The sequence below is a fragment of the Microbacterium sp. UBA3394 genome (assembly GCF_002358725.1).
Lineage (GTDB): Bacteria > Actinomycetota > Actinomycetes > Actinomycetales > Microbacteriaceae > Microbacterium > Microbacterium luteum.
Genome location: NZ_DEPK01000040.1, coordinates 3,860 through 9,980 on the forward strand (window position 1 = coordinate 3,860; position 6,121 = coordinate 9,980).

Below are 6,121 nucleotides of genomic sequence, written 5' to 3' on the forward strand. Positions count from 1 at the left end.
GGCGCGCGTCAGCTGCTCGAGGAGTCGGGTGTCACCGACACCTCGGTCTGCATCCTCTACGCCTCCAACAACCCGCGCCGCGTCAACGAGTTCGCGCTCATCCAGGCGTCGGCCAACGAGGCCGGCTTCGATGTCACCGACTGCGGTTCGGAGGAGTGGGGCGGTCTGCTCGGAACGCCCGGCGCCTACGACGCGTCGCTGTTCGGATGGCAGTCCACGAGCCTGGGCGTCACCAACTCGCTGCCGACGTTCGTCACCAACGGCATCAACAACCTGAACTTCTACTCCAACGAGGAGGTCGACAGCATCATCTCGCAGCTGAACGTGACCTTCGACCCGCAGGAGCAGATCGATCTTCAGGTCGAGATGGACCGCCTGCTGTGGGAGGACTACTACGGCGTGACGATCTACCAGTTCCCTGAGGTCACGGCCTTCAGCGATCGCGTGGAGAACATCGACCCGTCGATCCTCGCCCCGACGATCTTCTGGAACGCCTGGGACTGGGCAGTCACCGACAGCGCCACCGAGGAGTGATCCGCACCGGTTCGCCGCGACCTGACGGTAGCGGCGAACCGGGTGGGCGCGGGCCCAGGCCCGCCGCCCGCACGTACACTTCTCAGTGATCGAGCGTGCGGCTCGGGGAGCCCCCGGGCCGCACGCTTGTGCTGACAGACCGATAGGCAGGCAGCCACACCATGGCTTCATTCATCATCCGGCGACTGATCGCGTCGATCTTCGTGCTCTTCGCCGCGACCTTCCTCATGTACATCCTGACCTCGTTCGCGGGTGATCCCCTCGACGAGCTCAGGCAGTCCAACGCCCCGAACAAGGCGGAACTCATCGAGTCCCGCACGCGGCTTCTCAACCTCGACGTGCCCCCGCCGCTGCGCTACTTCCTCTGGCTCGGGGGAATCTTCCGCGGTGACTTCGGCGTGAGCGTGCAGGGTCAGCCCGTCAACGCGCTCCTCGGCAACGCCATCACCGCGACGCTGACTCTCGTCACGACCGCGACGATCGTCGCCATCGTGCTCGGCATCTCGGTCGGCATCGTCTCCGCCCTGCGCCAGTACAGCGGCTTCGACTACTTCGTCACCTTCCTCTCCTTCCTCTTCTTCTCGCTTCCGATCTTCTGGGTCGCGGTGCTCCTCAAGCAGTACGGCGCCATCGAGATCAACAACTGGCTCGCCGACCCCACCTTCGCGATACCCGTCATCATCGTCGTCTCGTTCCTGGCGGGCCTGCTCTGGATGTCCGTCATCGGCGGCACCTGGAAGCGCCGGCTGATCATCTTCGTCATCAGCGCGCTGGCGACCGGGGCCGTGATGACCTACCTGTCACTGACGCGGTGGTTCTCCGACCCGAGCATCGGCATCGTCGTCTACAGCGCGCTCGCGATCGGGATCGCCTTCGGTGTGACAGCGGTGTCCACCGGACTGCAGAACCGTCGGGCCCTGTACGTGGCCCTCGGCATCGCCGGGGCCGGCATCGCCCTCTACTACCCGATGATGACCTCCCTCCTGAACGGGATGACCCTGGGGCTGTTCGTCGTCTACGCGGTCGCCACGGTGCTCGTCTGCGGCGCGGTCGGCTGGTTCCTGGGCGGCGCCGATCGCGGTCCGGTGGTGCGCACGGCGGCCCTCACCGGTGTGCTCGTTGCCGCCTTCATCGCCCTCGAGAAGTACATGCAGTACTGGGAGGCCTACTCCAACTCCAGCCGCATCCGAGGCCGGCCGATCGCCACCGTCGGCGCGTCGACACCGGGTCTCGGCGGCAACTTCTGGGTGCAGGGCATCGACCTGTTCACGCACCTGCTGCTGCCCACGATCGCGATCATCCTCGTGTCGTTCGCGAGCTACACGCGCTACTCACGCGCGAGCCTGCTCGAAGTGATGAACCAGGACTACATCCGCACCGCGAAGGCGAAGGGCCTCACGCAGCGCACCGTCGTGGTCCGCCACGCCTTCCGCAACGCCCTCATCCCGATCACGACGATCATCGCGTTCGATGTGGGAGCGATCGTCGGCGGCGCGGTGATCACCGAGACCGTCTTCGGCTGGACCGGGATGGGACGCCTCTTCGTCGACGGACTCAACGCCGTCGACCCCAACCCCGTGATGGCCTTCTTCGTCGTCACCGGAGCGCTGGCCGTGCTGTTCAACCTGGTCGCCGACCTCGTGTACGCCGCGCTCGACCCCAGGATCAAGGTGGGCTGACCCGTGAACACCACGAAGAACGACAACGTCAGTGAGAAGGAAGCTCGCGCCGAGGTCTCCATCGAGCAGAAGGAGACCGAGGGCCTCAGCCAGGGCCAGATCGTCCGTCGGCGGTTCTTCCGCCACCGCGGCGCGCTCGCGGCCATGGTCGTGCTCATCTTCATCGTGCTGCTCGCCTTCACCTCCGTCGGGGTGACACTGTGGGGGCTCCGGATCCCCGGTTGGTGGCAGTACGACTGGACCGAGATCCCGGCCGTCGAGAACGGCGGTCGCCCGACGATGAGCCTGCTCCCGGAGTTCCTCGGGGGCGCCGGCATCCAGTTCGGCGACCACCCCTTCGGCCAGGACGAGGTCGGCCGCGACATCTTCGCCGTCGTCATGCGCGGTGCGCAGCAGTCGATCATGGTGATGGTCATCGCCGGAGTCGTGGCGACCGTCATCGGTGTCGTCATCGGGGCGCTCGCGGGCTACTACCGCAAGGCCACCGACTCGGTCCTGATGCGCTTCACCGACATCGTCATCACCATCCCGCTCATCGTGATCGGCTCGGTGCTCGGCAACGCGTTCGGCAACCTCGGCGCCGCGGTGCTCGGCGTCGTGATCGGCCTGTTCGCGTGGACGTCGATGGCGCGCCTGGTGCGAGGCGAGTTCCTGAGCCTGCGCGAGCGCGAGTTCGTCGACGCGGCGCGGGTGTCGGGTGCGCGGGACCGGCGGATCATCTTCCGCCACATCCTGCCCAACGCCGTCGGCGTGATCGTCGTCAACGCGACGCTGCTGATGGCCGGTGCCATCCTCCTCGAGTCGGCTCTGAGCTTCCTCGGCTTCGGTGTGCAGTCGCCGGACACGTCGCTCGGAAAGCTCGTGTCGGACAACCAGGCCGCCTTCTCGACACGGCCGTGGCTGTTCTGGTGGCCGGGCCTGTTCATCATCGCGATCGCGCTGTGCATCAACTTCATCGGCGACGGACTGCGTGACGCCTTCGACCCGCGTCAGAAGAAGATGCCGAGCGAACGCGCGATGGCTCGTGCCGGTCGCGCCGGGGGACCGGTGGCGCCCATCGCCGCCGGGGCCGCCGGCTCGGAGGGCGGCGAGCAGCACACCGTGACCGTCGGCGGCGAAGCCGTGTTCACGGGAGATGTGACCAACTATCACGATCCCCGCCCCGAGGAGCCCGGTGACGGACGGCACGAGCCGCTCGATCCGGAGCGATGACGTGCGCTCAGAACATCAGACCGATCACCGTCGCGGCCGCAAGGAGCGCGACGGTGGTCAGGCTCGCCCAGTGCCACGTCACCGTCGCGGCCTCCGGGTCCTCCCCGTGGGCGAAGGCCCCCTCGGACTCGAGGCGGTCCCAGTGCTGACGGATCACCTGCGCGAGGTTGCCGCTGGGGACGCTCGACGCGTCACTCGGTCGCAGACTCCCGTGCGCGCCTCGTGCCGACGCGGAGACGCCGTCGAAGTCGGCACGAGACAGGCCGAAGAGCCGATGGCGACCGGGCGCGGGCGTCGCCCACACCGACACGCGGCGGCGCGCCGTCTGCAGCGACAGCGAGTAGCGTGTGTCGATCGCGTGGATGGCCGGCCACGGCACGAAGAAGGTGCGGAACGGGTTGACCACCGTGATCCCGTGCACCTGGATGTGCAGCCGGGGCTTCCAGAACAGCGCCCACGCCACCACGGCCACCAGGGCGATCGGCCAGCCGTAGCGCAGCAGATCACCCGGCCCGCTCCACACGAGGGAGGCCAGTCCCACGGCGCACACGATCCCCATGATCACGGCGAGCACGCGACCGAACACGGGGCGGTAATCGACTTCCTCAAACGACATGACCTCAAGCTTCTCAGATCGGAATCCGGCAATGACTGACACCTCGGGCATCCAGGCGAGCACCGCGCACGCGCACCAGGGTCTCCCCGAGACCGTTCTCGAGGTGTCCAACCTCGGGGTCGAGTTCTGGGTGGAGGGGGAGTTCTACCCGGCCGCCGTCGACATGAACTACGTCGTCCGTCGCGGCGAGGTGCTCGCGATCGTCGGCGAGTCGGGTTCGGGCAAGAGCACCAGCTCGATGTCGCTGCTCGGTCTGCTGCCGGAGAACTCCCGCGTCACCGGCTCCATCAAGCTTCTGGGCAGGGAACTGCGCGGCGTCGACGAGAGCGAGCTTCGCGCCCTCCGCGGCAACGAGATCTCGGTCATCTTCCAGGAGCCGATGACCGCTCTGAACCCGGTGTACACCATCGGCTTCCAGATCAGTGAGGCGCTTCGCTCGCACGACCGCGCGATCGCTCCGTCGGCGGCCAAGGAGCGCGCGATCGAACTGCTGCGCATGGTCGAGATGCCGAACCCCGAGCAGTCGTTCAACAAGTATCCGCACCAGCTCTCGGGGGGCCAGCGCCAGCGCGCGATGATCGCGCAGTCCATCTCGTGCGACCCGCTGCTGCTGATCGCGGACGAGCCGACGACGGCCCTGGACGTCACGGTGCAGGCCGAGATCCTCGACCTCATGCGCAACCTCCACAAGCGGCTGGACTCGGCGATCATCCTCATCACCCACGACATGGGTGTGGTCGCCGACATCGCCGACCGGATCATGGTGATGAAGAACGGCGTCGTCGTCGAATCGGGCACCGTGGGAGAGATCTTCCACGACCCCAAGCACCCCTACACGCGGCAGCTCCTGGCCTCCGTGCCCCACCTCGGCCTGGGCGTGCTGGAGGATGCCGACACCTCCGAGGGAGAAGAGGTGCGCACCGACACCTCGGCCGTGCCGGTCGTGTCGGCCATCCGGGAGCGTGCCACCGAGGTCGAGCCGTCGCAGGCGGGTCTCGATCCGGTGCTGTCCTTCCAGGACGTCGCGATCGAGTATCCCAAGCGCGGCCGCATCCCCGCCTTCCGTGCCGCCGAGCACATCGACCTGGACGTCTACCCCGGGGAGATCGTGGGTCTGGTCGGCGAGTCCGGCTCGGGCAAGACGACCCTCGGACGGGCCGCGGTCGGCCTGCTCCCGATCGCGGAGGGGAAGCTCACCGCGGTCGGCGCCGACATCTCCGACGCGTCGGCCAAGGAGCTGTTCGCCATCCGTCGTCGCACCGGCATCGTCTTCCAGGACCCGGCGTCGTCGCTGAACCCGCGCATGCCGATCGGGCAGTCCATCGGCGAGCCGATCCTGCTCGCCGGGGAGGCCAAGGGCAAGGAGCTGGACCGTCGGGTGGAGACGCTGCTCTCCCAGGTCGAGCTGCCCGCGTCCTATCGCAACCGCTTCCCGCACGAGCTCTCCGGCGGTCAGCGTCAGCGCGTCGGGATCGCCCGCGCACTGGCTCTCGCTCCCGAACTCCTCGTCGCGGACGAGCCCACCTCGGCGCTCGACGTCTCGGTGCAGGCGCGCTTCCTCGACCTTCTCCAGGAGCTGCAGCAGGAGCTCAAGTTCGCGTGCCTGTTCATCAGCCACGACCTCGCCGTCGTGGACATCCTCGCGCACCGCATCGCGGTGATGAACCACGGCAAGCTCGTCGAGACCGGCACGCGAGACCAGATCCTCCGCGGCGCACGCGACCCCTACACCCGGCGCCTGATCGCCGCCGTTCCGGTGCCCGATCCCGAGGAGCAGCGCAAGCGGCGCGCGGCGCGTGCGGCCCTGCTCGGCGAGCGCGCTCCGGAGACCGGGCCGGTGCCTTCGCAGCCGTCCGAGCCGTCGCTGCCGCAGCAGTTCGACGAGGCGACGGACAGCCGCCGGCACGGACAGTCGGGGGCGACCGGGGGCTGACGCGGGCCGTCTGCTGGGAGGCCGGTAGACTGGGATGCGCTCGATTCCGGGCGCATCCCTCACTCGGCAAGGACCCCCTCATGGCGCACGCCCTTCGCACCGACCTCCGCAACGTCGCGATCGTCGCGCACGTCGACCACGGCAAGA

Annotated in this window: 4 protein-coding genes and 1 pseudogene; 4 read left to right on the forward strand and 1 reads right to left on the reverse strand. The window is 68.0% G+C overall.

Annotated features, from left to right (window positions below):
- The 3 genes and pseudogenes from B4E30_RS02210 to B4E30_RS02220 all read left to right on the forward strand — a co-directional run.
- A pseudogene (locus tag B4E30_RS02210) lies at positions 1-534 on the forward strand (ABC transporter family substrate-binding protein); the annotation flags it as partial.
- Positions 535-695: 161 nt separating this feature from the next.
- Positions 696-2,213, forward strand: a complete 1,518-nt coding sequence (locus B4E30_RS02215) for an ABC transporter permease (RefSeq protein WP_286793291.1) — start codon at positions 696-698, stop codon at positions 2,211-2,213.
- A 3-nt stretch (positions 2,214-2,216) separates the two neighbouring features.
- Positions 2,217-3,425 carry an ABC transporter permease gene (locus B4E30_RS02220; RefSeq protein WP_286793292.1) on the forward strand — a complete coding sequence of 403 codons (1,209 nt, stop codon included), beginning with the start codon at positions 2,217-2,219 and terminating at the stop codon, positions 3,423-3,425.
- Between the two features lie 7 nt (positions 3,426-3,432).
- On the opposite strand, the gene B4E30_RS02225 is transcribed toward B4E30_RS02220, so the two are convergent.
- Positions 3,433-4,041, reverse strand: a complete 609-nt coding sequence (locus tag B4E30_RS02225; protein WP_286793293.1) for a PH domain-containing protein — start codon at positions 4,039-4,041, stop codon at positions 3,433-3,435.
- Between the two features lie 31 nt (positions 4,042-4,072).
- On the opposite strand from B4E30_RS02225, the gene B4E30_RS02230 reads away from it, so the two are divergent.
- Complete coding sequence (locus B4E30_RS02230; protein ID WP_286793294.1) at positions 4,073-5,974, forward strand: dipeptide ABC transporter ATP-binding protein; 1,902 nt, start codon at positions 4,073-4,075, stop codon at positions 5,972-5,974.
- Positions 5,975-6,121: the final 147 nt, after the last annotated feature.

Excerpts from the sequence above, each read along its gene's own strand:
- B4E30_RS02225 (WP_286793293.1), bottom strand. The coding sequence starts at position 4,041 with ATGTCGTTTGAGGAAGTCGATTACCGCCCCGTGTTCGGTCGCGTGCTC.
- B4E30_RS02215 (WP_286793291.1), top strand. The coding sequence starts at position 696 with ATGGCTTCATTCATCATCCGGCGACTGATCGCGTCGATCTTCGTGCTC.
- B4E30_RS02230 (WP_286793294.1), top strand. The coding sequence starts at position 4,073 with ATGACTGACACCTCGGGCATCCAGGCGAGCACCGCGCACGCGCACCAG.